Origin of the sequence: Streptomyces sp. CA-243310 (genome assembly GCF_050936775.1) — a bacterium.
Lineage (GTDB): Bacteria > Actinomycetota > Actinomycetes > Streptomycetales > Streptomycetaceae > Streptomyces.
In genome coordinates this window covers 3,896,256-3,923,180 of sequence record NZ_JBNJMF010000001.1, presented here as the reverse complement: position 1 = coordinate 3,923,180, position 26,925 = coordinate 3,896,256, and the positions used below count along the sequence as shown (strand labels likewise).

At 69.3% G+C, this 26,925-nt stretch carries 19 protein-coding genes and 4 pseudogenes; 10 read left to right on the top strand and 13 right to left on the bottom strand.

What is annotated here, in order from left to right:
• The first annotated feature begins 1,096 nt into the window (after positions 1–1,096).
• The 3 genes and pseudogenes from ACQEVM_RS17440 to ACQEVM_RS17430 all read left to right on the top strand — a co-directional run bounded on the left by ACQEVM_RS17440 (position 1,097) and on the right by ACQEVM_RS17430 (position 2,963).
• Positions 1,097–1,537 carry an SRPBCC family protein gene (locus ACQEVM_RS17440; protein ID WP_433079698.1) on the top strand — a complete coding sequence of 147 codons (441 nt, stop codon included), beginning with the start codon at positions 1,097–1,099 and terminating at the stop codon, positions 1,535–1,537.
• Positions 1,538–1,594: 57 nt separating this feature from the next.
• Positions 1,595–1,753: pseudogene (locus ACQEVM_RS17435) on the top strand (carotenoid oxygenase family protein); the annotation flags it as partial.
• A 109-nt stretch (positions 1,754–1,862) separates the two neighbouring features.
• On the top strand, positions 1,863–2,963 hold the full coding sequence (locus ACQEVM_RS17430; protein WP_433079696.1) for a carotenoid oxygenase family protein: 1,101 nt from the start codon (positions 1,863–1,865) through the stop codon (positions 2,961–2,963).
• A 308-nt stretch (positions 2,964–3,271) separates the two neighbouring features.
• On the opposite strand, the gene ACQEVM_RS17425 is transcribed toward ACQEVM_RS17430, so the two are convergent.
• Positions 3,272–4,096, bottom strand: coding sequence for a sterol carrier family protein (locus ACQEVM_RS17425; protein WP_433079694.1), 825 nt, complete (start codon positions 4,094–4,096; stop codon positions 3,272–3,274).
• A gap of 614 nt (positions 4,097–4,710) precedes the next feature.
• On the opposite strand from ACQEVM_RS17425, the gene ACQEVM_RS17420 reads away from it, so the two are divergent.
• Complete coding sequence (locus tag ACQEVM_RS17420) at positions 4,711–5,160, top strand: spore-associated protein (protein ID WP_433079692.1); 450 nt, start codon at positions 4,711–4,713, stop codon at positions 5,158–5,160.
• Between the two features lie 66 nt (positions 5,161–5,226).
• Here the strand turns inward: ACQEVM_RS17420 and ACQEVM_RS17415 are convergent.
• A pseudogene (locus tag ACQEVM_RS17415) lies at positions 5,227–5,595 on the bottom strand (DUF4158 domain-containing protein); the annotation flags it as partial.
• 188 nt (positions 5,596–5,783) lie between these two features.
• Positions 5,784–6,551, bottom strand: coding sequence for a dienelactone hydrolase family protein (locus ACQEVM_RS17410; protein ID WP_433080071.1), 768 nt, complete (start codon positions 6,549–6,551; stop codon positions 5,784–5,786).
• A gap of 772 nt (positions 6,552–7,323) precedes the next feature.
• On the opposite strand from ACQEVM_RS17410, the gene ACQEVM_RS17405 reads away from it, so the two are divergent.
• From ACQEVM_RS17405 to ACQEVM_RS17390, 4 genes and pseudogenes are all read left to right on the top strand, one after another.
• Positions 7,324–7,722, top strand: coding sequence for a hypothetical protein (locus tag ACQEVM_RS17405; protein WP_433079690.1), 399 nt, complete (start codon positions 7,324–7,326; stop codon positions 7,720–7,722).
• A gap of 412 nt (positions 7,723–8,134) precedes the next feature.
• Positions 8,135–8,254: pseudogene (locus ACQEVM_RS17400) on the top strand (IS3-like element ISGmo1 family transposase); the annotation flags it as partial.
• A 1,286-nt stretch (positions 8,255–9,540) separates the two neighbouring features.
• On the top strand, positions 9,541–14,331 hold the full coding sequence (locus tag ACQEVM_RS17395; RefSeq protein ID WP_433080069.1) for an RICIN domain-containing protein: 4,791 nt from the start codon (positions 9,541–9,543) through the stop codon (positions 14,329–14,331).
• The gene (locus ACQEVM_RS17390) at positions 14,328–15,656 is read left to right on the top strand and encodes a hypothetical protein (RefSeq protein WP_433079688.1); all 1,329 of its coding nucleotides are present in this window, start codon (positions 14,328–14,330) and stop codon (positions 15,654–15,656) included. Before ACQEVM_RS17395 ends, ACQEVM_RS17390 begins: the two co-directional genes overlap by 4 nt.
• 174 nt (positions 15,657–15,830) lie before the next feature.
• Here the strand turns inward: ACQEVM_RS17390 and ACQEVM_RS17385 are convergent.
• Both ACQEVM_RS17385 and ACQEVM_RS17380 read right to left on the bottom strand, forming a co-directional pair.
• Positions 15,831–16,414, bottom strand: a pseudogene (locus ACQEVM_RS17385) (alkene reductase); the annotation flags it as partial.
• Positions 16,415–16,533: 119 nt separating this feature from the next.
• Positions 16,534–18,228 (bottom strand): serine/threonine-protein kinase, encoded by a 1,695-nt coding sequence (locus tag ACQEVM_RS17380; RefSeq protein ID WP_433079686.1) that lies wholly within the window; start codon positions 18,226–18,228, stop codon positions 16,534–16,536.
• A 177-nt stretch (positions 18,229–18,405) separates the two neighbouring features.
• Between ACQEVM_RS17380 and ACQEVM_RS17375 the strand changes: the two genes are divergently transcribed.
• Positions 18,406–20,334 (top strand): FHA domain-containing protein, encoded by a 1,929-nt coding sequence (locus ACQEVM_RS17375; RefSeq protein WP_433079684.1) that lies wholly within the window; start codon positions 18,406–18,408, stop codon positions 20,332–20,334.
• Between the two features lie 307 nt (positions 20,335–20,641).
• Here ACQEVM_RS17375 and ACQEVM_RS17370 read toward each other — a convergent pair whose 3' ends face one another.
• On the bottom strand, positions 20,642–21,115 hold the full coding sequence (locus tag ACQEVM_RS17370) for a hypothetical protein (protein ID WP_433079682.1): 474 nt from the start codon (positions 21,113–21,115) through the stop codon (positions 20,642–20,644).
• Positions 21,116–21,544: 429 nt separating this feature from the next.
• Positions 21,545–22,489 (bottom strand): alpha/beta fold hydrolase, encoded by a 945-nt coding sequence (locus tag ACQEVM_RS17365; RefSeq protein WP_433079680.1) that lies wholly within the window; start codon positions 22,487–22,489, stop codon positions 21,545–21,547.
• An 89-nt stretch (positions 22,490–22,578) separates the two neighbouring features.
• Here ACQEVM_RS17365 and ACQEVM_RS17360 point away from each other — a divergent pair, with 89 nt between their 5' ends.
• A complete protein-coding gene (locus ACQEVM_RS17360; RefSeq protein WP_433079678.1) occupies positions 22,579–23,169 on the top strand; it encodes a TetR/AcrR family transcriptional regulator in 591 nt (196 codons plus the stop codon).
• A 248-nt stretch (positions 23,170–23,417) separates the two neighbouring features.
• On the opposite strand, the gene ACQEVM_RS17355 is transcribed toward ACQEVM_RS17360, so the two are convergent.
• The 6 genes from ACQEVM_RS17355 to ACQEVM_RS17330 all read right to left on the bottom strand — a co-directional run bounded on the left by ACQEVM_RS17355 (position 23,418) and on the right by ACQEVM_RS17330 (position 26,750).
• A complete protein-coding gene (locus tag ACQEVM_RS17355; RefSeq protein WP_433079676.1) occupies positions 23,418–23,666 on the bottom strand; it encodes a DUF5713 family protein in 249 nt (82 codons plus the stop codon).
• A 190-nt stretch (positions 23,667–23,856) separates the two neighbouring features.
• The gene (locus ACQEVM_RS17350) at positions 23,857–24,789 is read right to left on the bottom strand and encodes a M48 family metallopeptidase (protein WP_433079674.1); all 933 of its coding nucleotides are present in this window, start codon (positions 24,787–24,789) and stop codon (positions 23,857–23,859) included.
• Positions 24,790–24,833: 44 nt separating this feature from the next.
• Positions 24,834–25,163 (bottom strand): hypothetical protein, encoded by a 330-nt coding sequence (locus tag ACQEVM_RS17345; RefSeq protein WP_433079672.1) that lies wholly within the window; start codon positions 25,161–25,163, stop codon positions 24,834–24,836.
• A gap of 181 nt (positions 25,164–25,344) precedes the next feature.
• Positions 25,345–25,608, bottom strand: a complete 264-nt coding sequence (locus ACQEVM_RS17340) for a TM2 domain-containing protein (protein ID WP_433079670.1) — start codon at positions 25,606–25,608, stop codon at positions 25,345–25,347.
• A gap of 238 nt (positions 25,609–25,846) precedes the next feature.
• The gene (locus ACQEVM_RS17335) at positions 25,847–26,287 is read right to left on the bottom strand and encodes a DUF2752 domain-containing protein (RefSeq protein WP_433079668.1); all 441 of its coding nucleotides are present in this window, start codon (positions 26,285–26,287) and stop codon (positions 25,847–25,849) included.
• Positions 26,259–26,750: a TM2 domain-containing protein gene (locus ACQEVM_RS17330; RefSeq protein ID WP_433079666.1), complete on the bottom strand. Its 492-nt coding sequence runs from the start codon at positions 26,748–26,750 to the stop codon at positions 26,259–26,261. The genes ACQEVM_RS17335 and ACQEVM_RS17330 overlap by 29 nt, the downstream gene beginning before the upstream one ends.
• Positions 26,751–26,925: the final 175 nt, after the last annotated feature.

Sequence of the window (26,925 nt, the reverse complement as noted above, 5' to 3'; positions counted from 1 at the left end):
GTGCGAGTTACGCGCGAGCAAGGGACCCTACGCCGAAGATCGTCATGCGCCACGAGCCATCTCAGATCCTGGCGGCCGCATCACGTGAGCGGCCGGACGTCATGCGGACTTGGATCGGCAGCCCAGGCGATGGCCCGCCAACACCCCTGTCCATAGGAGGGGGTGGCACTTTCGCACGCACGGCCAGAGACCCCGTCCGACAACGAGCCGGGCTCCAAGTCCGCCGAGATCGGGGCCAGAAGCAGCGGGCTCGGTTGGGGAAGAGCCGAGCCTTGTGCAGCAAGTCCGAATGATTCGGCGCGGCTCGTGCGCCCCTCCCCGCCCGAGTACCGGTACCGCGTCGGCCAGAGCGGCTCGCGTCCCTCACAATGCGCCACGACAGCCGTTTCGGCGAGGCAATGGCGTCCACGTTCAGCACCCCTACCGGGGACCGGTCAGGTGGGTGAAAGCACGGTCACGGCGAGCAGCGAAAAGACAGGGGCTGTCTGCGAGCCGACCCTCGAGGCCACGGGTAAGAACTCGGGACCAGCATCCTGAAAGACACCCAAGAAATGACTGCGCGTCACGAAGCTGTTCTGCGAGGTCCGCCCGGCAGCGGGAACCACACGGCCCCGTCGCGTACGCGTAGCCCGGCGTGCAGGTCCGTCCCGCGGCGGGTGGACAGGCGCAGACAGGAGTGGACAGTCCCCGCCTCCAACGGGCCTGGAAAGTGGACAGCGCCCCGCACGAGGGTGTGCGTCATGAACCCCCACGCACGCAAGCGGCCCGGCCGCCGCGCACCCGGCTCCGTCACCGCCCGCGCAGCAGCCCATCAACCCCATCTCGAATCCCGCTCCGCCGGTTGACGGGCCGCGTTCAGCGTCTCGGGCGGGATCCTCGCCGCCACCGCGGCACTCGCGCTGCTCCTGACCCGGCGGACCGCCCGGGTAAGGAGGACGGCTCCGGGTCCGGGGTCGGCTCCGGGTTCGGGTTCGGGATCGGTCTCCGCGCCGCGTACCTCAGCCCTTCTGCAGAACTCACCCAACCACGTCTCCCCACATCCGGTGGCGGCCCCACGCCACACGGACGTCAGCACCTCAAGACAGGAACAACCCCCATGGTCACCATTGACGAGAACGCCCCCGTCATCGCCCGCCTGAGCACCGTGATCAACGCGCCGCTCGAAACCGTGTGGCAACTGCACACCGGCATCGCGACATGGCCCACCTGGAACCCGGACATCGAACATGCCGAGCTCGACGGTCCCCCGGCTCCCGGCTGCTCCTTCCGCTGGCGGACCCACGGCCTGGACATCATCTCCACGGTGCACGAACTGGTCCCCGGCGAGCGCATCGTGTGGGGCGGCCCCGCCCAAGGCATCACGGGCATCCACGTATGGACGTTCGAGCACGACGCCGACCACGTCGTCGTCCGCACCGAGGAGTCCTGGAGCGGTGCCCCGGTCGAAGCCGCGGTCGACGACCTCGGCAAGGCCCTCCACGACTCTCTGGAGAACTGGCTCGGTCACCTCAAGGCCCGCGCCGAACAGACGACCTGACTTCAGACCCCTTCATCACCCGCAACAGACACAGCACACACAGACAGAGGTATCCCGATGACCACCGCGAAGCCCTACCTGACCGGCCACTACACCCCCGTTCCCGACGAGATCACGGCCACCGAACTCACCGTCGAGGGCAACCTGCCCCCCGAGCTCACCGGCCGACTGCTGCGCAACGGCCACAACCCCAAGCCCGGTGTCACCCCCACCCACTGGTTCAAGGGCAGCGGCATGATCCACGGCATCCGGCTCCGTGAGGGTCGAGCCGAGTGGTACCGCAAACCGCTGGGTGAAGACACCGGCTCTCGACGGTGCCCCCTACATGACGGAACAAGGACCCGATCTGACCGCCAGTGTCGCCGGCACCCATGTCATCGAGCACGCCGGACGACTGCTCGCGCTGTGCGAGGCGAACCTCCCCTTCGAGCTGAATCGGGACCTGGAGACGGTCGGCGCCTACGACTTCGACGGCAAGCTGCGCACCGCGATGACCGCGCACCCCAAGGAGGACCCGGTGACGGGCGAGCTCCACTTCTTCGGGTCCTCGCCGTTCCCGCCGTACCTGATGTACCACGTCGCCGACGCCAAGGGCCAGATCATCCACAGTGCCGAGGTCCCTGGCTCGACTGCCGCGCTCAAGCACGACTTCGCCATCACCCGCCGCCATGTGGTCTTCATGGAGGGCAACGTCACCTTCGATCCCACCGAACACTCCGGCATCCCCTACAGCTGGAGCGACCGGCAGCCCGCCCGCATCGGCGTCATGCCGCGCGGCGAGAACGGCACCGTGCACATCCGCTGGTTCTCCGTCGAACCGGGCAACATGCTGCATGTCTCCAACGCCTACGAGGACGGCCAGGGGCGTATCGTCCTGGAGGGTCCGACCGTGGACCACGAGGCCTTCCGACTGTCGTGGAACTGGTGGGTCGGCGCCCCCGGCCGAGGTACCGAGCCCAACACGCGCTCCTACACGCGGCGCTGGGTGGTCGATCTGTCGGCGGGCACCGTGGACGAGCAGATCATCGACGACCTCGCGGTGGAGTTCCCGACCCTCAACGAGGCATACCTGGGCGTCGAGAACCGCTACCAGTACGCCGTCTCCTTCCCCGACCAGAACGGCTTCGGCGGCTACGGCATCGTCAAGTACGACCGCACCACCGGCGCCCGCCGCATCCACGAGGCCGGCGACGCCCGCCTGCCCAGCGAAGCGGTGTTCGTTCCCGCCGCAGGGGCCACCAGAGAAGACGACGGCTACCTGCTCACGGTCGTCTCCGACCTCAAGCAGGACGCCTCGCAGCTGATGGTCCTGGACGCCTCGGGCCTCGACCGGATCGCCACCGTCCACCTGCCTCGACGGGTCACCGCCGGCATCCACGGCTCCTGGATCCCCGACAGCTCCCTGGAAGGCGGCCCTCAGGCCTGATACGACAGGGCACGGCCAGGGTGCCAGGGCCCTTCGCCGGCCCTACGCTCCCGCCGGACCGGAACGGAGAACGGGGGTTCGGTACTCCTGATCTCCCCGGCCGGGAAGAGACCCGGGCGGGACGGTGACCGTCAGTTCACCGTCCCGCCGCCATGAGCAGCCGTCTCGCACCAGGTCTCCGCCCTGTGCATCACCATCCCGTACTCGAACGCGGCCGTCACCAGAACCAATTCGAGTGCCGGCAGTTGCCTTCGCCGGCACCGCCCCGGCGCGAGGACTCCCTTGAGGTCACTGTCAGCAGGGCCTGCTCAGGCAAGAAGGGGCAGCAGCCCGGAAAGGTCGGCGCGTTCCCCGCTGGCTCTCACCCGGGTGGCGGCGAGCGCCTCGTCCCATCCGGTGCGCCCTGTCGCCAGCCGGATCCAGGTGAGCGGGTCGGTCTCGACGACATTGATCGGGGTACCCCGGGTGTGCCGGGGCCCCTCAACGCACCGCACCACCGCGTACGGTGGGATCCGCACCTCGACCGAGCCACCCGGTGCCCTCTCCGCGAGGGCGTCCGCGAGCAGCCGTACGCAGGCGGCCAGGGCCTGCCGTTCCAGGGTGATCCCACGGCCGGTCGCGGCGTTCAGATCATCGGTGTGGACGATCAACTCCACGGCCCGTGTGACCAGGTGGTCGTCGAGCCGCATCCCGCCGCAGCGGGTGGCGAGCAGCCGGTCGCCGGTGTTGGCGTCAAGGGTGTCCGCCAGCGCCCTGGCCGTCCTGTCGTACAGCTCGCCGAGCGCCTCGGTGGTCCCGCCCGTACCCGTGGCGCCTTCGAGGGCATCCACGGCCTCTCGGGTCGCCCGGTCGAACGCCTCGGCATAGTCGACGGTGCGCAGCGGCCAGTCCAGCAAGGCGAACTCAGTTTGGGACGGCTCCGCGAGGGTGGCCGCGCCGGCTATCGCACCGACGGCCAGCGCGATGTGGACGGCGAGATCGCGGACGGTCCAGTCGCCAAGCCTGGTGGGGGCTGACAACTCCTCGGGGGTCAGCGTCCGCACCGCCTGCCGTACATGGTCGAGCTGCGCGAGCACCGAGGCGCGGATCTCGGCGTGCTCGTAGTTGCGGATGAGTTCCCTCGCCGGTGACATGGCGTGAGGCTAGCCCAATGCGGGGATACCCGGGCACGCCCGGTGCGACGAACGGACCGGCGGGGACGACTGAGCGGTCAGATCGGCGTCGTTTCCTCAGGCTGTCCAGCAGACTGCAACGCTGCCCGAGGCTCACGAACCTGCAGCGGCAGCCATCCGTTCTCCACCCACTCGCGTACGGTTGCTGCTCGCTCAAGGCGGCTGACGATGTCTGAGTGGGTCGGCACCGAGCACCGCTGGCGCTTCACCGTCGATCAGGCGAGCGGGAAGCACTGCTGCGGTACGCGGCTCTTGCCCCAACGCCCGCATCACCTAAGACCCCGCTCTCTGACCGTTCAACCCGCAACCTGGCCGTGGGGCGGAGGATGCCGTCGCCCGCCCATGCGTCAGTCCGGTCGGGGTGGGACTGAATGCTGCCGACCGGGGCGGTGACCGGCGATGTGTGACGGCTGCCGGACCTGCCTGCAACCGGCCGCGCACGGGGCTGGGAGCGTCGAGAACGTGCCATTCAGGCGGCGCAATCACATCTTTTGCGGACGATGCGGAACCGTTCGGCCGTCCTTCATGTCACACCATGCAGGAGCGACCAACTCCCATGACGACCAGGGGGAAACATGAAGTTCACCCGTTCCGTCCTTACCACCAGCGCATTCGCCGCCCTGGCCCTGGGGGCCACGACCGCGCTGGCGGCGCCCGCCACCGCCGCGCCCAACACCACGCCGCAGAAGGTCTGCGGAAGCGCCTACAAGACCGTGAACTCGGCCGCCATCGGCTCGCTGGGCACCGTCTACCTCACGTACAACGCCTCGAACGGCAAGAACTGCGTCGCGACCATCCGCAACAACCCCGGTGCGGCCGTGGACATGGCCCTCTGGATCGAAGTCAACGCGACCTCGGAACGGGGCGAGGACTTCGGCCGGTACACGTCGTACGCGGGCCCGGCCTACGTGTACGGCAAGGGCCACTGCGTCGACTGGGGCGGGGGCATCGGCAACGTGCACGTGCAGGTGTACAACTCCAATTGTGGCGCGCGCAAGGAACACCGGGTCACCGAGGTCCGCTGACCCCGGCTCCTCCTGACCGCGACATTCTGCGCCGTCGTGCCGTCGTGCCGTCGTCGGGGACAGGACTCACGACCCCACGACCGCAGGGAAACGCTGTGGTCCGACTCGCCCCGGCAGTCTCGCCGAGACCTGCCGGGGCGAGGGCTCGTCCGGCCTCCTCCCCCGGGCGCGCGGCCGTCCGGTCGGCACGTCGCCACAACCGGGGCACCCGCAGCACCTGCGGTCCCGGTTCGGCCGACAGCACTCCCCCGGACCGACCTCCAACTGCTCGGCGGGGAATACCCCGAGTATCCGCACGCAGCCCCACTGCACCACCCACCCCGGCCGATTCGCCGGCGTCCGCTTCGACCGCGCCGCCTCCAGCGCCTTCGCAACGAGGCGGAAGAACCGCTCCAGCTCCCCCGGCGAAGGAGAAGCGGCGAATCGGCCGTGGCGCGAGACCTGGGCTCATCGCCGAACCCTGACCACGACCACCGGAGCGACCCCCGGCAGGGAATCCGCCGGAGCGCTTCATGCCCGGAGGTGGTCGGACCGGAACCGCCCGCTCGTTCAATGGTCGGGCCCCACCGGGCCGTCAGGGCGCTTTCGGCGTCACTGCGCGATGCGCGATGCGCACCGTGCTGTCAGTGCCCGGCGCCGGCATGCTCACCTGGGTCATGCCCCGGATCCTCCGTCACGGGCAGACACTCGGCGAGCAGGTCGACGACGTCGCGCCAGGCTCGCTGCGCGTGCCGTGGGTGGTAGCCGACGCCGGGGACCGTGGGGTGGTCGACCGGCGGGTGGTGGAAGGCGTGCAAGGCGCCGCCGTAGAGGGTGAGACGCCAGTCGACGCCCGCGGCCTGCATCTCGGCGGTGAACGCGTTCCGTTGCGCGGGCGGCATGATGGGGTCTTCCGACCCGACCCCGGCCCACACCGGGCAGCGGATGCGCGCCGCCTCGCCCGGTCGGCCCGTGGTGGTCGCGTTGACCGTCCCGATCACGCGCAGGTTGACGCCGTCGCGCCCGAGTTCCAGCGCGACGGCGCCCCCGGTGCCGTAGCCGATGGCGGCGATCCGGTCGGGGTCGGTCCGCGGTTCCGTGCGCAACACGTCGAGCGCCGCATGGCCGATGCCTCGCATCCGGTCGGGATCGGCGAGCAGCGGCAGGCAACGGGCCAGCATCTCCTCGGGGTCGCCCACATAGCGCCCGCCGTGAAGGTCGAAGGCCAGCGCCACATATCCCAGCTCGGCGAGAGCATCGGCCCGGCGGCGCTCGACGTCGCTGAGTCCCATGCCCTCTGGTCCGAGCAGCACCGCGGGCCGGCGGTCGACACCGGCAGGGAGTGCGAGGTGCCCGACCATCGTCAAACCGTCGGCCGGGTACTCGACCGTACGCGTCGTCGTCGTCGTCATCGTGGTCGTCGTCGTCATGAGACTGGACCGTAGTGATCGTCGAGCCCGGCCCGGCCGGTGTTCCGCCGCCGGCAGAACAGCGCGGGCATCCCTCTGAAATACGGCGAGGGCTCACGAGAACCGTCACACGGACTGAGCGCCGGGTGCCCCGAGCCGGGGCGAAGCGCACGGGGTCAAGGCTCCTTCGTCCGGGGTGGCGGTCAGACGAATTCTGCGGTTGGCGGTTTCCTGGCCGGTGAAGGACGTCCCGGGGCCTGCCGTTGGCGTCGAGAAGGGCGGCGCCGTTGGGCATGAGGCGGGCCAGGCCGGCTGGGACAGGCTGCCTGGCCCGGCGACTCCATCACGGGGTCGAGGGCCGACCGTCTGGCATCAGGACATCACATCGGTGGATTTCGGCCGAATCACGCCTGAACGCCTATGACTTGAGAAGATGGGCCGTATGGGAGATCAGGCTCCGAGAGAGGCCGATATGCCTGAGGATCCAAGTGCGGAAACGCCACCACCTGACAGCGATGCGAGACCGGAACCGCTGCCCCAGGCGGCCCCGGTGATACAGCCATGGGCGCCGCTGCGGGACCGGACCCATTGGGCGACGCTTGTGGTTCTGCCGCTGCTGGGAGCCATGGCGTTCGGGGCACTTCAAGGTGTGTGGGGATGGGCCTGGGACCAGATCTCGGGTCCGCCCGGGCTGACGGCGTACACGTCGGGCCCCACCCTCTGCGCACCCACCACGCTTCCCCTCGTACTGCAAGCGAAGACCGACCAGGCCATCGTGGTCACTGGCATCAAGGTCACCGTCCTGCCCGACGAGACTCTCCCGAAGGACGGAGATGGCCCTTCTCCGGAGAAGTGCGAAAGTGCCACACATGGCCCCGTTTTTGATGTAGACATTGCTCAGAAAGTTCCTTCTGTTGCACCGTCAGCCGGCAATGCCGAGCCCGACCGCACGGACTTTCCCTTCACTGTCTCGGCTGGTCATCCGCAGCAGCTGACCCTCAGGATGAATCCAGGCAAGCGGGATGCCCGATTTTCTCTGAAGGTCGAGTGGGTGGCCGATGGAAAGTACGGCAGCGCCACGCTCGACAACGGTGATGGCCGTGACCCGGGTCATGGCTACCGCGTAACAGGGTGCAAGGGGCCCCAATGCCCTGATGCAGCCCCGATGAGTTGACCTCGAACCCTGGTCCCTACTTTCGGAAGTCGGCCGGTCTGGTCCGCGACCCCTCGGGCGACGACGGGCAGCGAGGTCACCGGCGTTCCTGCCTTGCCCAGGCGCTGTCTTCGAGGAGGACGGTTCGCTCGCCCAGGACCCGCAGGGCTCTTCTTGTCGAAGATCCATTCTGTTCGCTCGCCGTTGTGGACACGGGCGACGGCGATGCCGGCCCGGCCGACAGAGTCCGTGGCTTCGGGCACCAGGACGACCAGCTCGATCCGCTGTGGCGGACATCGGAGAGCAGAGGCTTTGGCCTCGGAAGAATCGGAAGGACGATGTTCATCATGGAGAGCATGGGGAAGAGGAGGGTGCGTCCTCGGCGCTCGTTCACGTCGGAGTGCAAGGCCGAGAGAGTTGAGCTGTGCCGGCCACCGACGAGGGATGGCTCTACCTGGCGACCGTCATCGACATCGCCTCCTGCCATGTCGTGAGCTGGGGCACCGCCGACCATCTGCGCATCGCACTCGTCGCCGATGCCCTCACGGCTGCCTGCCGAACACCTCGCCCGGCCGGCCTGACCAGACGCGACATCGCGGATCGGTTTCGGAGACTCGCCGATCAGGAAGAGGCGCGGACCGAGAGCGGTCAACCCGTTCCGGTGGACGCGGTGAGTCGGATGACCTTCTCCAGGTCTCGCCTCGACAGGCTGTACAAGGGCAACTCGTCCTTGCCGTCACTGCGCTTCGTCCAGATGTTCCTGGAGATGACCAGCACCCCCGCCGTGTGGCGGTTCCTGGTGTCGAACTCTCCCGCCACCGAAAGGTCTTCGCCCGGGCCGGTGTTGGAGAAGCACGCCTTGCTGGTGCCGTCCTCACTTGACCGGGCCTGGTTCCATACCGGCAGGGGCGGTCTCGGTGTTCACAGCCGCCTGAACCTCCTCGATCGTCCGCTCGACGATCGTCCGCTCGACGATCCGGCGCTGCCCGACGCGCTCCGCGCCTGTTGGCCGACTCGCCATCCGCGGGCAGAGAGGTCTTGTCGTACCTGGTCGGGATGGCGCGCCACTGCATGAGGACATCAACCACGAGGACGACCGGCCGCCTCACCGGCCGCCGACGCTCTTGACTCCTCCACGGCCCGCTGACGTGTGCGGCAGTCTCGTCGCCGGAGGCCGCAGGCGGGTCACCGACATCTCCGCAGGCATGGCATCACCTTCCTGCCCGGCTGCTGTGATGGACGTGGAGGCCGTAGAGCAGCTCGCCGCCCCCACATCCCGGTATCCGAAAGGAACTTGCCCTCGATGCCGCCTCGGAATGCGGCCCCGATTCTCTTGCTCCCGCGCCTCGACCTGTGTCTATAGTGAGCGCCGCGCGACCGGCGGACACGACCCGTCAGCCATGCCGCGCACACCAACCGGCGGCCGGGGGAACAATGCCGCCCACGGGGGAAGGGTGGGTTCGGCATGCCGCGACATCGGATCACCAGACACACCGCCTAGGTCCGCGGCGCGGCTTCCCGCTGTCCAGGCATCGGGGCAGTGGCCGAGTCGGGTTGCACCGCCTCGCCTTCTCCGACGGGACCCCCAGCCGCCTTCGTTCACCACGAAGGAATGGTCTCTTGCGCACAAGACCGCGGCTTTTCTCCCACAGACCGAGAAGGTCCTCACTACTGCCTCCGGCCGCCGTATCCGTACTCACCCTGGCCGTCCTGAGCAGCCTGGCCGTCCAGCCCGCGCTGCTCGACCGTGCCAACGCACTGCGCGCCGCCGCGGCCGGCAGTTCCGAGGACTGGTTCGAGGACACGGCCGCCGAGCAGTGGCGGCAGGACCAGTGCCTGATGGCCGATGTCCTGCGGCTTGGCGGTCCGGCCATGGCCGGCACCGCCCAGGACGGGCTCAACCAGCCGGCGGACAAGCTGCACGTGCTGGCGAACCGCCAGCACTGGCAGGACACGCCGCTCTCGCAGGCTTACGCGAAGGATCGGGCTGCCGCCAACAAGGAACTGGCGGACATCGACGCCCGCCGGGACAACTGGAAGAAGCCCCTGAGCGGGCTGATGAATCCGGCCGGCATGACCTTCACGGGGTTCCAGTGGCCGCCCGGCACCCGTGAGGGTGTGGACTTCCACACCCAGACCGGCCTGACCCCGTGGATCGCGGACCGGTTCTGGAAGAACGAGAGCGACTTCTACGAGGACCCCACTCCCAAGGCCGACGAGAAGACCGTCAAGGCCGTCTCCGACCTGGGCACCCCGCTCTACGGCAAGGACCCCGACGCGGCGACGAGCACCGACTGGGACCGTGACCGCGCCGAGCACGGCGGGTTCGAGTGGCTGAAGGACGGCACCTTCGAGCCCACGGGCGCGGACAACGCCCGGCTCTTCCTCGCCTCCGGTGGCTTCCCCCGTACCGGCCCCGCGCCGGACACGGCGGAGTACCGGGTCGCGGTCGAGGACATGAAGACCCGCTTCTCGACCTGCGCCTGGCGCGACCCGATCGACCCGAACAAGGTCCTCGGCGATGTCTCCGCGACGGCCGCCACCGAGTGGCAGCAGGAGGTCGGCTCCCAGGCCGCCCAGCGCAACCAGGTCGTGAACGCCGGCAAGGACGCCACCAAGGCGCTCGCCGCCGGAGCCGAGGCCCTCGGTCAGATGCTGGGCCACTCATGGGTAGCCGACCACCTCACCCGCTGGCAGGACTACTGGTCCGCGGGTGGCGTCGGCTGGATCGGCAACGCCTCGGCCACCATCGAGCTCAAGGCGGCGGCGGGCAAGTGCCTGGACGTCCAGAGCGCCGGGACGGCCGACGGCACCCCGGTCCAGGTCTACACCTGCAACGGCTCGACCGCGCAGGGGTGGCAGGTGGAAGGTGACGACCGCGGTCTGCACCTTCGCAACGTCAAGTCCGCCAAGTGCCTGGACGTGGCCGGGAACGGCAAGACGGACGGTACGAAGATCCAGATCGCCGTGTGCAACAGCGGTCCGGGGCAGACCTGGGCGTACGCCCCCCGCGCCACCACACCATTGAAGAACGTCAGCTCGGGCAAGTGCCTGAACTTCCCGACGTACGACCTCGGCAAGGACGCGCTGCTCGCCACGTGCACCGGCGGCGGCCCGCAGCAGGTCAACATCAAGCCGTCCGGCCACACCGGCGAGGTCCAGCCCAAGGCGCACTTCGACCAGGCGGCGAAGGGCATCTCCGACGCCCAGGCCGGGGCGAAGCAGCAGCTCGCCCTGCTCAAGCAGCAGGCCACCGCCGCGAAGACGGCCGCCACCACCTCCGACGCAGCCGTGCAGGCCGCCTACGCCATCGCGGACAAGAACGGCGCGCCGCGCGGCCGCGGCATGCTGGTGGGTCTGCAGAAGGCCCAGGTCACCAAGGGCGTCTCCGCCGCGCTCGACGCGATGGTGAAGGCCGGCGAGACCGCCGAGGCCGCCACGCGTGCCTCCGGCGCGGACAGCGACACCATCGCGCAGCGCGCGCTGGCCCAGGCCGCGCAGTCGAAGGCGGAATTCCGCCGGGAGGCCGCGCACACGGCCGAGCTCCAGGCGAAGGCCGCCGCGGATGCCGCCAAGACGCACCGGGACAACGCCAAGAAGGAAGCGGACACCGCGAAGGCGAAGCTCGGCGAAGCGCTGAAGGCGGAGGCCGACGCGAAGGCGGCTGCCGCCAACGCCCACGCCAAGCGGCTCGCGGCCGAGGCCGAGGAGGCCACGGCGAAGAAGGAGAAGGAAACCGCGGCCCTCAAGCAGACCGAAGCCGCCCAGCACAAGAAGAACGCGGAAGCGGAGGCGACGAAGGCAAGCAACGCCAGGACCAAGGCCGAAGCCGCCGAGGCGACCGCGGTCGAGCACAGGAACGGCGCCTTCAAGGCCCGCGACACCGCCAAGGCCAAGCGCGACGACGCCTGGGAAGCGGAGCAGAAGGCCGACGCCGCGCGCGCCAAGGCGGACGCCAAGGCCGCCTACGCCGCCTCCCTCGATGCCGCCCCGGAGGCCGTCGCCGCACGCGCGGCCGCCGATCAGGCGGACAAGTACGCCACTGACGCGGAGACGGCGGCCGGCAGGGCGCGCGGCGAGGCCGACGCGGCGACGAAGGCCGCCTCCGAAGCCGACGCGGCCGCCACCCGCGCCGAATCGGCGGCCAAGCGCTCACGCGCCGACGCCGACGCCGCCCAGGCCGAGAAGCTGAAGGCCGATGCCGCGGTGAGGACCGCGACCAGCGCCACCGCGGAAGCAATCGCCGCTTCCGAGCGCGCCGCGTCTTCCGCGCGGGCGGCCGTCTCACAGGCCAACGAGGCCGAGGCACAGGCCAAGACGGCCAAGTCCCAGGCGGACCTGGCGAACGTGGAGGCCGGCAAGGCCAGGGCCGCATCGGCCAAGGCGGCGGGTTACGCCTACGTGACCGCCCAGGCCGCGGTGGACGCGGGCAAGGCGGCCGCGCAGGTCGCCAAGCCCGCGAACGACGCGATCCAGCTCGGTTCGCCGTACGTCACCACCGACTCGGCCGCGGGCCTGGTCGTGTTGACCGGGCAGGCGTCGAAGACCATCGCGGAACAGCAGAAGGCCATCGCCGACGCGCACGCCAAGAACGCGCAGGAGGAGGCCGCCGCGGCCAAGGTCATCGCCGACCAGGCCACGGGTGACGCGAAGGCCGCGTACGAGCACGCGGCGACCGCCGCGAAGCACGCCTCGGACGCCCGTACCTACGCCAAGGAGGCTCTCGGCTACTCGGCCGACGCAGCGAAGTCGGCGTCCCTGGCGGCCGCGTCGCTGGCGCGCAGCACCGAGTTCGCCGGCCAGGCCGCGGCGGACGCCGTGGCCGCGGACCAGGCGGCCGGACGCTCCGAGGGCTACGCCAAGGCGGCCCGGGACTCCGCCGACCAGGCGGCCCTCGACGCCTCAGCGGCCCGCGCGGCTGCGGCCCGTGCAGAAGAGGACGCGAAGAGCGCCAGGGCGGCGGCCGACCGAGCCGCCATCGCCGCGACCGAGGCCGAACAGGCCGCGAAGGACGCGGACAAGTACGCCAAGGAGGCCCAGGAAGCCGCTGACAGGGCGGAGAAGGCCGAAAAGGCGAAGCAGATCAACACCGGAACGGTCCCCGACCTGGCCGGTGGGTCCATCGGCAACCTGTTCTACCTGAAGGACCGCACCGAGCAGATCGGCGAACCTCAGACCCTGAAGAAGACGGCCGGCTGCGAAGGCTGGATCGACGCCCTCTTCTACAAGGGCGACTGCACGATGACCGTCAAGATCCGCTACAAGGACTACCTCGATCTGTACCTGTGCACCGCGGACGTCCTGGACCCGTCGAAGGCCACGTGTCCCGCGAACGAGACGGTGTATCTGGGCGAGTACCCGACGGACGAGCTGACCCAGGAGTTCACGCACACCATCACGATCGCCGAGTACCAGTCGAACGTCGACCCGATCGACATCCTCTTCGGGCACTGGATCAAGTGCGGTCAGATGTGGCCCGGCGGTGAGAGCGGAAGCCTGGGCGGATGCGCCTGGGCAGCCGTGGACGTCGCCCTGCTGTTCTCCGGGAAGATCCTCAGGCCCATCGCCGATGGCATCACCGCTCTCGACGCCGCCATGCGTACCGGAATCGGCATCGCCGACGCCCTGCGGGGGCTGAAGGGGCTGAGGATCAATCCGCAGGCTCTGGCAGCCATCGAGTACGAGGCCAATATGGCCGACGCGGCCCTGACCTCCTGCAGGGCCAACAGCTTCCCGGCCGCCACCCGCGTGCTCATGGCAGACGGGTCGCATCGCCCGATCAGCTCGCTTCGAGTGGGTGACGCGGTACTGGCCGGCGACCCGGCCACCGGGACGGTCCGCTCCGAGCCGGTCACCGACACCTTCCAGCACGCGGCCGACGGCCTGGTCACCATCGGTCTTTCCGACGGCAGCAGCCTGGAGACCACACCCGGACACAAGATCTTCGCCGAGAAGCGCGGATGGGTCCTCGCCTCGGAACTGCGCACGGGAGACCGACTGCTGCGCCCCAACGGCGAGCTGCTCATGGTGGCGGGCGTGGGTGGCGAGACCGACGCGGCATCCCGGCAGGTCCACGACCTCACGGTCGGCGGTCTGCACACCTTCTACGTCCGCGCTGAAGGATCACAGGCGTCGGACGTGCTCGTGCACAACTGCATCAACCTCGCCGACGAACTCCTGCCGAGTCTGAGGAAGTACAAGGAATCGGGCGAGATGCACGCGCTCGCGGAGCACGTGGCCCCGACTCCGGCCGAAGCGTTCGCCCTGGCCAGGAGGAAGGGCATGCCGAACTCGGTGTTCACCAGCCAGGAAATCGCCCAGCAGGCCATCGATCGCGTCGTCGCGGACTACTTCACCACCGTGAAGAGCGGCCAGAGGGTCCTGGACAAGGTCAAGTGGAAGAAGTTCGAACAGAAGGTCGCCGGAGCGCGGGACGGTGAGGTGGTCCTGGAGATCACGGGGAAGTGGAACGCCTATCCGTCCCTGGGGAAGGTGTACCACCCGGACGGCGTCACGGTGACCACGGCCGGTAACAGCGTCTCGCTGAAACTGATGAAGGTGTCGGGCCACAGCGGTCAAGGTCGCGGTGGATTCGCCATCATGACCGCCTTCCCGACGGGAACTCCATGACCCAGCAACGTCCGGCGTACTTCCAGCTCGGCCACGGAACGGATTTCGGCCTGACCGCCCTGACCGCCCTGACCGAACGCCTCGGCCTTCCCGGCTCCGATGCCGGCCCGGCCGCCGCCCTGGGGTGCGCGGATGAGATCGCCGACGGATCCGAGGGTGAGGAGGCCGTCGAACTGGGTGAGGACGCTCGCCGGCTGCTCGCTTCCGAGCTGCCGGACCGAATCCTCCGAACGGTGTGGCTGGCCTCCACCGGCAATGCCTTCGACCCGGCCGACCACGGCATGACCTGCCGTGAATGGCTGGGCCGGATCTCGGAGGTGTCCACGGCACGGCTGCGGCGGAACAAGCGCTCCTACACGCCGCCACCGGTGCGACCGGTGCGGGACGTGGGACTGTGCCAGGCGGTCGTGGCGGAACTCCGTGCCGCGGCCCCGGCCCTTTCGGGTGCGTCGCCGGCGCTGCCGGAACTGGTCGATGCGCTGGAACGGGTGGTGACGGGTGCCGACGGTGACCTCGGCATGCGGCTGCTCCTCCGCGCACTCAAGGCCCAGGCCGTACCCGTCCCGTACGAGCAGTACCAGCGCTTGTTGACGCTTGGCGGGCAGTTCGGCTTCCCCCCGGGCGCCGTCCACGACGGCCTGAACATCATCTGGCCGCAGGTCGGCACCACCCGGGAGGGCGTATCCGGGGATTTCGGCCTCTCCCGACTCGCCAGGCTGTTCACGGCGGGGTGGCACCACCGCACTTCCCGCGCGACCGTCGCACATGCCGTGACATACGACGGCTACGAGCGGCCTCCGGGCTCCGAGGCGGCCATCCTGTGGGAGGACACCCGCCGGATGCTCGACTCCGGGCTGTCCGACGACACCGTCACCGTGCTGTGGCTGGCGGCGACGGACCGGGGCCACAACATCGACGAGTTCGGGGGCAGCGGCCGGGAGTGGCTGGAGCAGGTCGTGGACGTGTGCGAAGAGCACCTGACCGCGGTCGCTCCCGCCTACCTCCCGGCGCTCTCGGCCATCCACACCGACACGGGTGACACGGTCCTCCGTGATATCCGGGACATGGCACCCCTCGCCGCGGGCAAGAAGATCAGTCCTGCCTTCCTTCCCCTGGAGGGTGCAGCGGTGATGGAAGCGCTGGAACAGGTCGTCACCCGGGTTGACCCCGACCTCGGGTTCCGCCTGTTCCTGCGGACACTGGAAGTCCTGCAACTGCCCCTCACCGAGGAGCGGTACGCCCAGTACGAGATCCTCGGCAGCCGCTTCCAGTACGGCGAGGACCATCTCCTTTTCTCGGTCGACCACCTGGTGCAGCGCAACTGATCCACCTGCCTGTACCTGTACTCCAACCCGAGCGCCCCTCCTATCGGAGGGGCGCTCGCCTTATGGGGCACGCGCCTTGTGGGGCGCGCGTCTGCCGCACGGGCGCTCGCGCTCGGGGCCCGGGCTGACGGGCGGTCGCCTCGACCGCGCCCGGGTGACCAGCCCGCGTCAGCGTCACGCCGCGTACTGCTGGGCCTGGTAGGTCAGGTAGCCCGTGTCGCCGCCTTGGAAGCACGTGGCCTCGTCGCGAAACACCGGGTTCATCGCGAGCGTGCCCTGCCACGCACGGCGCACGGCGCAGGACTCAGGACGACGAGCGTGGCTTCGTCGCTGGTGGCTTCGAGGTGTACGTATGCGAGCCCGAGACGGACCAGTTCGGTGAGCAGCGCCGTGGAGAGGCCACGGACTTCGCTCTCCCTCTCCCCCTCCCCCTCCGATCGTGCCTCCGTATCGGTCCGTGCGCAGGTTGGCGTTGGATGACAGGAACGGTGAGATCAGATAGCCGTTGGCACCGTGCAGTTCCACTCCGTCGAAGCCGCGTCCATGGCGCGGGCGTAGGACCGGGCGTAGGACCGTGCGTGTTCGGGCGCTTCGGTGGTCTCCAAGGCTCGCGGCATGGGGGCGGGCTGCGGGCCGGTGGGGGTGAACACGTCGCCGACGGCGGGGACCGCGGACGGGCCGACCGGCTGGAGGCCGGTGGTGTCGGGGTGCGAGACGCGGCCTCCGTGCATGCGCTGGGCGAACATGCGTCCTCCGTTGCGGGTTCGCGGCACGTGCGGCGGAGAGGCCATGGCCCCGCTCTCCGCCAACGACGTCATCAGCGCCTTCAGCCGCCCCTCCGTAGCTCCGCGACTCCGCGACTCCGCTTCCCGCGGGCTCAGCCGGTACAGGTGATCGAGAAGGGCACCGGGTTGGAGAGGGTGCGGGTGGGGCTCTGGAGTTCCACGGCCATGCCGGTGGTGAGAGTGCCCGCCCTCGTGTAGGTGGTCAGGCGTACGGTGTCGTGGCCCGTCGGGTTGGCCTTGTCGCCGATGGACAGGGTGTGCCAGTGCGGATCCACCACCGAGCCGTCACCGGACACCCAACGGTAGGAGATCAGCGTCGGTTCGGATGCGGTGAAGGTCGCGGTGAACGCCGGAGCCCGGCCCTCGGGGGTCGGGCAGCTGCCGGTGTACGTCGTGTTCGCGCCCGCCACCGACATCCGTACGCCCGAACCGGTGCCGGTGTCCCCGTCGTTGCCGGACAGTGCGTAGGCCAATCCGCCCGCGGTCAGTGCGCAGGCCGCCACGCCGGCCGCGACGAGGACCACCGTACGGGGCCTGCCGGGTCGGGCGGAGGTCGCACGCGCCTCGGCGGCTTCGATTCGGGCGGGCCCCTCGCTCACGGGTTCCGAGGTGGTGTCGGGCGCGGTCGTTGTCTCGGGCGCGGGCGTGGCAGTGCGTGCGCTCGTGGCAGTGTGAATGGTCGTGGCAGTGTGCGCGGTCGTGACGGTGGCTTCGTTCGTGGCGGTCGGGGTCGCCGCGGTGGCGGCTTTCGCCGTGGGTGCGGGTGTCGTGGCAGTCGGCTGGATGGGGGTGGCGGTCGTCGTGGCGTCGCGCTCGTGGGCGATGTCCTCCAGGGCCATGGCGACTTCGGCGGCGGGGGTGCGTTCGGCGGGTTCTTTGCGGAGCAGACCGGCGATGACCGGGGCGAGTGGGCCGGCGCGGGTCGGCACCGGGGGTTCCTCGTCCACGACGGCCCGCAGGGTGCTCAGCGCGGTGGCGTGCCTGAACGGGGAGATGCCCTCCACCGCCGCGTACAGCATGACGCCGAGCGACCACAGGTCCGACTTCGGGCCGGAGGGGCGGCCCAGTGCCCGCTCCGGCGGCAGGTACTCGGGGGAGCCGACGAGCTCGCCGGTCATGGTCAGTGCGGTGCTGCCCTCGACCACGGCGATGCCGAAGTCGCTGAGCACCACCCGTCCGTCCTCTGCGAGCAGCACGTTCGCCGGCTTGACGTCGCGGTGCTCCACCCCGACGGCGTGCGCGGCCCGCAGCGCGCTCAACACGTCGGCGCCTATGCGCGCGGCGTGCTGCGGGGTGAGCGGCCCCTCGTCCCGCAGGAGTTCGGCCAGAGACCGGCCTTGGACCAGTTCCATCACGATCCACGGCCGCTCGTCCTCCATGACCACGTCGTGGACGGTGATCACGTTGCGGTCGGGTATCCGGGCCGCCGCCCACGCCTCGCGCTCCAGCCGGCTGTACATCCGCGCGATGTCCTCGGTCCGCAGCCCTGCCGGGGCCCGGACTTCCTTGACGGCGACCTCCCGGTGGAGAGTCTCGTCGCGGGCACGCCACACGGTGCCCATGCCTCCTTCACCGAGGCGGGACAGCAGCCGGTAGCGGCTCGCGATCAGCCGCTCCCCACCCGCCAGTCCCGGTGCGGGTGTGGCGGCGGTGGCGGCCGTGCCTCGGGTCGTGGACGCGGTGGTGGAGGCGATCGTGGCCTCGGTGGTGACCGTATTCGGCCTGGTCGCCGCAGTGGTGGCCGCGAGCGCGGTCTCCATCCCGGTCTCGGTTTCCTCGATGTGCATGGGGGCGGTTCTCCTCTTGTCGCCGGCCGACGCGAACACCACGTACGGACAGGGCCCCTGGTTCAGCAGGACTCAAAAGATTCCAAGAAATTCCAAGAAATGGTTGAACCGAACACGTTCTCGATGACGTGTTGCTGTCGTACGAGCAAGCAGCAGCGTCATTTCAAGGGGTGTGCAGTGCCATCGGTCATCGTCGGGCGCACGGGTCCGTTCACCGGACAGAGCGTGGTCCTGGGCATCGAGCCCCTCAGCTTCGGGCGCAAGAGCGACAACAGCATCGTGATCGTCAGCCCCAACGCCTCCCGGCTGCACGCCGAGGTCCTCACGGAGGACGCGGGGTTCGTCCTGTACGACCGGGAGAGCCGGAACGGCACGTTCGTCAACGACCAGCGGGTCAGCCGTCACGTCCTGCGTCCGAACGACTGCATCCGCATCGGTGATGAAACGTTCCTGTATGAGGCGCAGGACGCCCTGGAGACGGTCATGGACCTCTCCCTTCTGGACGTCCCCCGGGCAGGCACCGCGGACCCGGGCGTGCTGCGGGTCACCATCACCGGCGGTGGCCCGGTGGGCCTCGCCTTCGCCCTGGCCCTCGATGAGATGCTGCCCGGGCGAACCGTCATCACCCTCTACGACGGGCGCTGGACGAGGAGGGGTTCCTCGGTCGTCTGGAAGGACGAGACGGAGGGCAACTTCCGCCGCCAACAAGTGGTGACCGTCCAGAGCCGGCAGTACCTCGCCCTGTCCGAGGAGGTGCTCTCCGCGCTGTTCGACGACGGCGGCGCCTACTCCGAGATGTGGCCCGTCGGCCCGGACTCCGTCGACGGGCGGCCGCCCCGCAACATCCGGATCGCCCACATCGAGGACCGGCTGCTGGAACTGGCCAACCGGAGGGCGGCGATACGACTCGTGCCCCGGCGTTTCGACGTGGCGGAGCAGCAGAACCGGCTCACGCAGGAGCACGTCCTGGTGGTCTGCGAAGGCGGCCGCTCCCGCACGCGTGAGCACTACGCCGACCGCTTCGGCGCGGCCGACGCCTCGATCTACTCCCTCGACGGCGAGCACCTCCAGGACGTCGTCCTGGGGCTGCGGGTGAAGTCGAGGCTGCCGGACCCGATGAGCGTGCTGCTCACCGTGTCGCAGAACCGCTTCCTGCTCAACTCGCTGCGCGGCGAGGGCTTCCTGAACATGCGGCTGACGCGGGAGGAGGCCAAGAACGTCATCGGCATCGACCCGATACGCCACGTCTTCGAGGAATGCATCGCCGCCCGACCTTGCCTGATGAGCCGGCAGGAGGAGGACAACGAGTTCCGCTGCCCCACCCACGGCACCCTCTTCCTCCCCGCCCTGCTGCGCAGCTCGCCGCTGTGGAAGGAGATCCGGCAGGGCCTCAGCCTGTTCGGGGTGGCCGAGGAGGACCTGTCGGCGATCACCTCGTTCCGGCTGGACATGGTGCAGCGCCCGCGATTCACCGCACAGTTGCACCGGCCCACCGCGACCAGCCCCGGCACCTACGGCTTCCTGCTCGGCGACGCGGCCAACGCCATCCACTTCTGGCCGGGTCGCGGCCTCAACAGCGGCCTCGCCTCGGCCACGTCACTGGCCCGGTCGCTCAGCCGCGCCTGGCAGGGGAAGCCGCTGCGGGACGCCGACTTCATCCGGCACGAGGCGGCGATGTCGATGCTCCAGTACCGGCACAAGAGCCGGGCCTGGAACGCCATGGTGACCACGGACGACCAAGGCGTCACCCGTGCCATCAGGGACATCATCGCGCGCAGCGCGGAGGCCGGAGCGGGGGCCGGGGCCGGTTCCCGTACCGCGGACGGGAGTGACCTGGAGGCGCTGCTGGACCGGATGGCCGGGATCCGCGACCGGCTGGGGGCCCGGCTGCCGGGTCTGCCCACCGACGACGAACTCCGCTACCACCTCGCGTCCATCTCCCCGGCCACAATCCGCACCCTGCGGGAGAGCGGCGCCTGGGACACGCTGATCGTCGGCGGTGAGGAGGCCGACATCGACCTCTTCTACCAGTCGGACTCACCGGTCTTCGTACCCCGCCCGGCAGACCCGCGGAGCCTTGTGCGGCAGCCGCACGCCCGAGGGTGATGCGGGAAGTCCGTATCAGGCGGGCGGGAGCGCCGCAGGCGGAGCGGGAGGGGCTGATCGGCGCCGCCGAACGGCTACGCAAAGCGGTCAACAGGGCGAACGCTGCCTGATGCGGCACTGGCAACTCCGGTCAGCCGGCACCGGTCACCGGTCACCACGGAAACGTGCCGGACCCAGGTCGGTGACCGATCGGTCACCAGTACCTCCACCCACGGTGTCAGGCTCGGTTGGAGACCGATCGCAGGTGTCCGCGTCCAGACTGGCCTCGGTGTTCCTCTCGGTACTGGACGGCGCTGCTCAGGCCGGGCTACTTCCCACCGAAGTCGGTTACTGCCACCGTGAGCAGACTTTCACCCGGGGCAAGTCTGGCGCCGTCCGTCTGGGTCACGCTTCGGCCCAGCAGTATCCAGTCGGCCTTCTCGTAGCTCAAGGGGGCGTCCACCTCGGTGTCACGCCGCCAGCCCAGGCGCTCCAGTTCAGCACCCATTTTCGGCAGCGCCTGTTCCGCCTGTCGTGTTTCGAGGACCGCTATCCAGTCCACGTAACTCGCATTCTTGACGCCGTTCGGTTCGGAGGTCGTCTTCCCCCTCCCCGGCTCCAAGCCGGCTTTTCGGACCGCAGCTCGGATGTCTTCCGCCACGGTGTCCCGGGATACGGCCAGAGGCGACGCCGAGGATCCGTGCTGGGGCACCTCGTCAGAGACCGCGCAGCCGGCGACCGAAACCGGTGCCAGTAGAGTCGCGGCCAGTGCGATCCACACCCTCTTCACGTACGTGTTCAATGTGAGACTCCCCCGAATGATCATTCGGGGGGAGTTTCACACATCCCGGTCGGCGCCCGGTAGCCAGGCCCCCGGGAGCAGAGCCCGTTACTTCGCGTTCTCGGCTGTCAGCTTGTTGTCGAACGCGACCCGAGTGATCGAGTCGGCGCCCTTGCCGGATTTGACGGTGAGCCTCATGTCGTTGATCGACACGTCGTGGGGTCCGTGATGCTCTGGTCATACAGAGCCTGGTGTCCTCCTCGACCTACGGGTACGCGATCTCCGTGGCCGCCTGGTCGAAGGCGTGCGTTCGCAGACCCGGCAGTTGGTCTGAGAGCCTCACCGGCCCGGCTTCATGTCCCGGCCGACGGTGCAGGGGTGGTGGTCGTGCCGGGGCACGGCTGCCGGCTGACCTCGCCGATGTCACCGGACTGACCAGCGCGTCGCGAACTACTCGACGCGCTCGTGATCGATGAACGCGGTCAACACGTCCACGGTCGCGTCGGGCTGCTCGTCGGGAATGAAGTGTCCGGCTTGTGGGATGACGACGCCGGTCGCGTTCTCTGCCCACGGACTGATGGAGGCGGCCATGTCGGGGATCGAGCCGTGGGAACTGGAGATTCCCAGGACCGGGAGGGTCAAGTGCCCCCGTTCGAGGGCGTCATGATTCTTTCGCGCTGATTCCGCGGCCTCGCGGTAGTAGGCGAGAGACGCTGAAAGCCCTCCCTCGGCCGCGATGGCGGCGGCGTAATGGTCGATCTCGGTGGCGTCGAAGGTGTTCGGGGACAGTGCTTTGACCTGCAGAAACCAGCTGACGTAGTCACGCTCGCGGCCGGTGAGCAGAGTCTCGGGCAGCTCGGGCACCAAGTGGAAGGCGAAGTGCCAGGTCTTCCAGGCCCGGTCGGGGTCCGTTGGGATGGAGCCCGGGAGGGTGATTCCGGGAATGCCGGCGTCAAGCAGAGCGACACCATGCAGGCGCTCTTCGTACTGCAGGGCCAGCGAGAAAGCCACCCAGGCCCCGATGTCGTGGGCGACGAGCCAGTACTTCGGCACGTTGAGCGCAGTCAGCGCGGCCTGGACACGCGAAGCGACGGTGTGCGTGTCGTAGCCCCCTTCGGGGCGGTCGGAGTGGCCCTGCCCCGGCAGGTCGATCGCGACCACGTGGAATCGCTCGGCAAGACCTGGCATCACCTTTCGCCAAGCCCACCAGGTCTGCGGGAATCCGGCGAGCAGGACGACGGTGGGACCGGCCGGCCGGCCGCCTTCGACGGCATGGAGTCGGATTCCGTCCGCGTCGACCCAGCGGTGAGTGAAACCCGCAAGGTCATACAGCGGCAACCCGGGGACCGGGTTCTGGTCGCAGGAGCGGTTCGGGGCCATGGCGTCGTCGGTCATGTTTCGAACCTACCGCATCTTGAACTGATCAGTTCAAGATAGGATGGGTAGGGCCACAACGGCTGGTACAAGAACGAGGTGCATGCGTGATGGCCGGGAAGAAGCAGTTCGACGTGGACATGGCGCTCGACGCGGCGATGGTCCAGTTCTGGCGGGCCGGATACGCCGACACGTCTCTCGACGACCTCTCCAGGACCACCGGATTGAACCGCAGCTCCATCTACTCCTCGTTCGGCGACAAGGACTCGCTCTACCTGCGCTGCCTGGAGCGCTACGCCGCGCGGTACGGAAACAGGTACGACCAGGCGCTTTCATGTGCGTCCGAGGAACCGCTCCAGGCGGTACGGGCGTTCTTCGAGGTGACCCTGCAGCGCATCACCGACCCTGACGTACCTGCTGGATGCCTGATCGCCCAGACCGCGATGGCGGCACCGGCGCTCAGCCCCACCATCGCCGCACGCGCGATCGAAGTTCTGGACCTTCAGCACGCGCGGCTGCGGACCGCCTTGAACGCAACGCAGTTGACCGATGACGATGCCGACGACTTCGCTGTGCACCTGACGGCGGTCAACCAGTCGCTGGCCGTGATGAGCAAGACCAGGGCGAGCCAGAAGCAGCTCCGCACGGTCATCGACATCAGCATGAGTGCGCTCTCGCACGCCTTGCACGCTCGAAGCTGACCTCGCCGCTTCGCCCGGTTACGCTCCCGCAGCGGCCGCCCCCTGCATTTTGGCCCGGTCGACTACCGCGAGCGCCATGCGGACGAGTGCGGGATCAACCGCCTCGCCTCCAGAGGCAGCGTGCGGCCGCCGTGCGGTACGACAAGCTCGCCGTCCGCCACGAGGCGACCGCCCTGGTCGCAGCTCTCGCCGAATGGCTTTGAACGGAGGTGGCCTTCCTGTACTCGTTCACCAGTCCCGGCCGGCGGTCAACACCTCCGCGTCCGCGTCGGCGAACCCGTATGCCGATGCGACGAGACGAGACGAAACTCGTCCCAGATCCACTCGTGCGCGACCGTCTCGATCCCGCTCCCGGCCGCCACGAGCTCCCTGTCCAGCAGGTTGAACTCCTCCGTCGCAGCCCGGGTGAGCCCATACAGGGTTGTCAGATCCGACGGCTGCCCGGCCTCGATGCGCTCGCGCAGCCGCAGCCAGATCGCCTTCCCCTGGTCGAGCACGCGATCAGGGAATTAGGGGGCGTCGTACATCGGCCGCAGGGACGCATGTCCCGCTACCTGCTCGTGCGTGATCGGCATGGCGGCTTCCTACCTCCGCGATGAGCTGACCCGCCGATCATGCACAGCACCACTGACAACGGCCCCACCCATGCAGGGCAGACCCCGCTCGGCCAGGACTTTCGCAACCCCCCTAGTCGGCGTTGTACCGGATCAGCCTACGAGCCAGCTCTGCGCGGGCTGGGGCCAGTTCGGCCGCGATCGACTGCGTCCGGGAGGCGTCGCAGACCACTTTGGCCGGCTGCGGGTCGGCCGCGGCCAAGCAGCGGCGGCGCAAGTGGGTCGGCGGGTGGGTGTCGTCGACGCTGTGTCCACGCCGGGCCGAGACCCGCCGCCGCCGCTCGTACTCGGTCTCGGGTATCGAGCCGATCCGCGCGGCCAGGCCCTCCCACAGTTCCCGCTCGATGGCCTCGCGCGCCTCGCGGGAGCGGGAGCCGCTGTCGGCCCGGGTCGCCGCCATCGACTCGAGCCGCAGATGGGTCTCTACCGCGTCGCCGATCAGCAGCCGGTCCAGCATCGTGACGGCCGCCGCGGTCGAACCGGCTCGCGCCGCGCCCGAGTCGGCCAGGTACTCGGCCCGCTGCGAAGCCCGCATCGTCAGGCCGTCGAGCACGACGAACAGCCCGTAGACAGCCCAGCGCGGCAGGAACACCATGGCGTTCACCCACAGGTAGACAAGGGTCACCGCAGGGTGCGGGACCAGGAAGGAGTACCAGTGGGCCAGGGTCCGCAGCGCTCCGTGCGTGAGGAACGCGGAGCGGACGTCCCCGTTCGCGAAGTGCCCGAGTTCGTGACCCAGCAGGGCCACGCGTTCCTGGGGCGAGAGGACCTCCCACAGTGTGACGCCCAGGTACATCACCCGCCGGCCGCGGATCCCGTACGCACTGACCCCGGCGTTGTGCGCGGCGTCCACCACCACCGCGTGTACGCCGGTCGTGCCCACGGCCGCCGCCACCTCGTCGATCAGCTCGAAGAGTCGGGGCGCGTCGGCGCGGTGGAGCACCGGCGCGTACCTCGGGAGCCGGCCCGGCCGGGGCAACAAGGCCGCCACGACTGCAAGGAGCACGACGCCGAAGACCGGCAGAATGCCGGTGTGCCACCCGGCGATGATCAGCGCCCCTGCGGCCAGCAGCAGCCCCCGGTGACCGAGTGCACCAGAAGGGCGACGCCGAGAGCCAGAACGGTCGACCTGTCCGACCCGACCCGGTCGGCCACCTGCCCACTCCGCTCGATCTCCTCCGCGAGCTGTTGCCCGTAGCGCATGGCCAAGCGCCTGCGGAACACCGCGAGGCGGCCCCGGTCCGGATCGGGTGCGCCCGGATCCACGTTCCAGTCGCAGGCCGCACACCAGCTGACGAACCGCGTACTCACGAAGATGGTGGCCCCGCACTCAGGACACTGCCGCACCTGCCGTGCGTCCGCTTCGTCGACCGTTTCCATGCCTGTTGATCCCCTTCCCGCCGCTGATCTGCAGTGGTCCTCGGTCCGCGCAGGATAGAGGCGGCTCGTGAACGGCGACTGCGCCTGGACGAACCGGAAGCCGCGACCTCCGCGTAGATCGCAGGTCGCGGCTTCCGTCCATCAGGCGGCGAATGCCGGCCGTTGTGTTGCCGTGCCGATGTCAGCCGCGCAGGACACGACCCTGCTTGTCGGTGCGGTCGTTGCTGGTGAGGAACAGGATGCCGTCGACCAGCGCCCAGACGCCGAGGCCGCCACAGGTGAACAGCTGGGCGACGCCCACGCCGACGGAGCCGACGTAGAAGCGTCCGATACCGAGGGTGCCCAGGAAGAGCTGGAGAATACCGGCGACGATCTTGGACTTGTCGGAGTACGGACGACCCAGGGGGTCGACCCCGTAGGGAGCCTGCGGGGTGGGGACGGTCATGAGAACTGCTCCTGAGATGACTGCGGGAGGCCGGGGCGGCCTGCTCCGAAACGCGGAGTCCAGGAGGGATGCGACGACGCCGCGATCACGCGCGTCAATCGATGTTCGCCGATGCCGACCAACGTCCTCGCATGGCTCGGCCATGCCGGGACGTCCCCCCTGTGAATGGCGAGTTTAGAGAGAACAGAGGGCAAAAAGGGAGTACAGGTGATCCATTGTTCCTTATCTGTGATCAAAGTCAGTCAACTGCATTCCGGAGCAACGTCCATGCCACCGCGGCTCCGAGGACGACTGCCAAGGCCGTCGGACTCAGGCGCGGCCGCCAGGTGCGGCCGTGCAGGCCCGCCCACATCCAGCGGACCAGCAGCGCGAGCGCGTACGGCGAGGCGAGCAGCAGGACACGGTTGTCGAGCCAGGCCTGAACGAACTGACCGTGCATCAGGTCGAACACCATGCGGGTGCCGCCGCAGGCGGGGCAGAGCAGGCCGGTGACGAGCCGGAACGGACACTGCGGAAGCCAGTGGCCGGGCTGGTGCGGGTCGGTTCCGTAGAGATACGCGGAACCGGCCGCGCCGGCGGCGAGCACCACGAGGGGAGCCGCCGCCGGGTGCCGCAGCGCGGCCGAACACCTCACGGAGAGGCGCTCGGCGTCAGCCACGCAGGATCCGCCCGTTGGCATCGGTCTTGTCGTCGCTGACCAGCAGGATGATGCCGTCGATCAGCGCCCAGATCCCGAGGCCGCCACAGGTGAACAGCTGGGCCAGGCCGATGCCGACGTCGCCCATGTAGAACCGGCCGACGCCGAAACTGCCCAGGGTGAGCTGGAGCACGCCCGCGACGATCTTCGACTTCTCGGAGTAGGGGCGGCCCATGAGGTCGTACCCGTAGGGAGCTTGGGGGTCGCCGGTAAAGGTCCCGGGAGGTATGTAACCCGAGGCGGGATAGCCGGGGTGGGCGTACCCCGGGTACGGCGGCCGGCCGGGCTGGGGATGGCCGTAGGGGTCAGGGCCGGGCTGGTCGGGGTGTTCGGGCCGGCCGGGGTGGCCCGCGTCGTGCGGACCGCCAGGGCCTGCGTCGGGGTACCCGTAGCCGGGCGGGGGCGGCTGCTGGGGCCCTTGGGGCTGCTGTGGCGTTTCGGACAAGGTGAGTTCCCCCAAGGTCAGGTGATCGGATCGTCCGCAGGTGAGACGAGTGCAGAACATCTTGCAGCAGAGAAACCGCCACGCGCAGACCGGGGTCCTCTTGACCGGATTTCCGGGCCCCCACAACTGACCTGGCGGCATGTCGGGGACACCAGTCGTACGAGCTGCTCGGTTC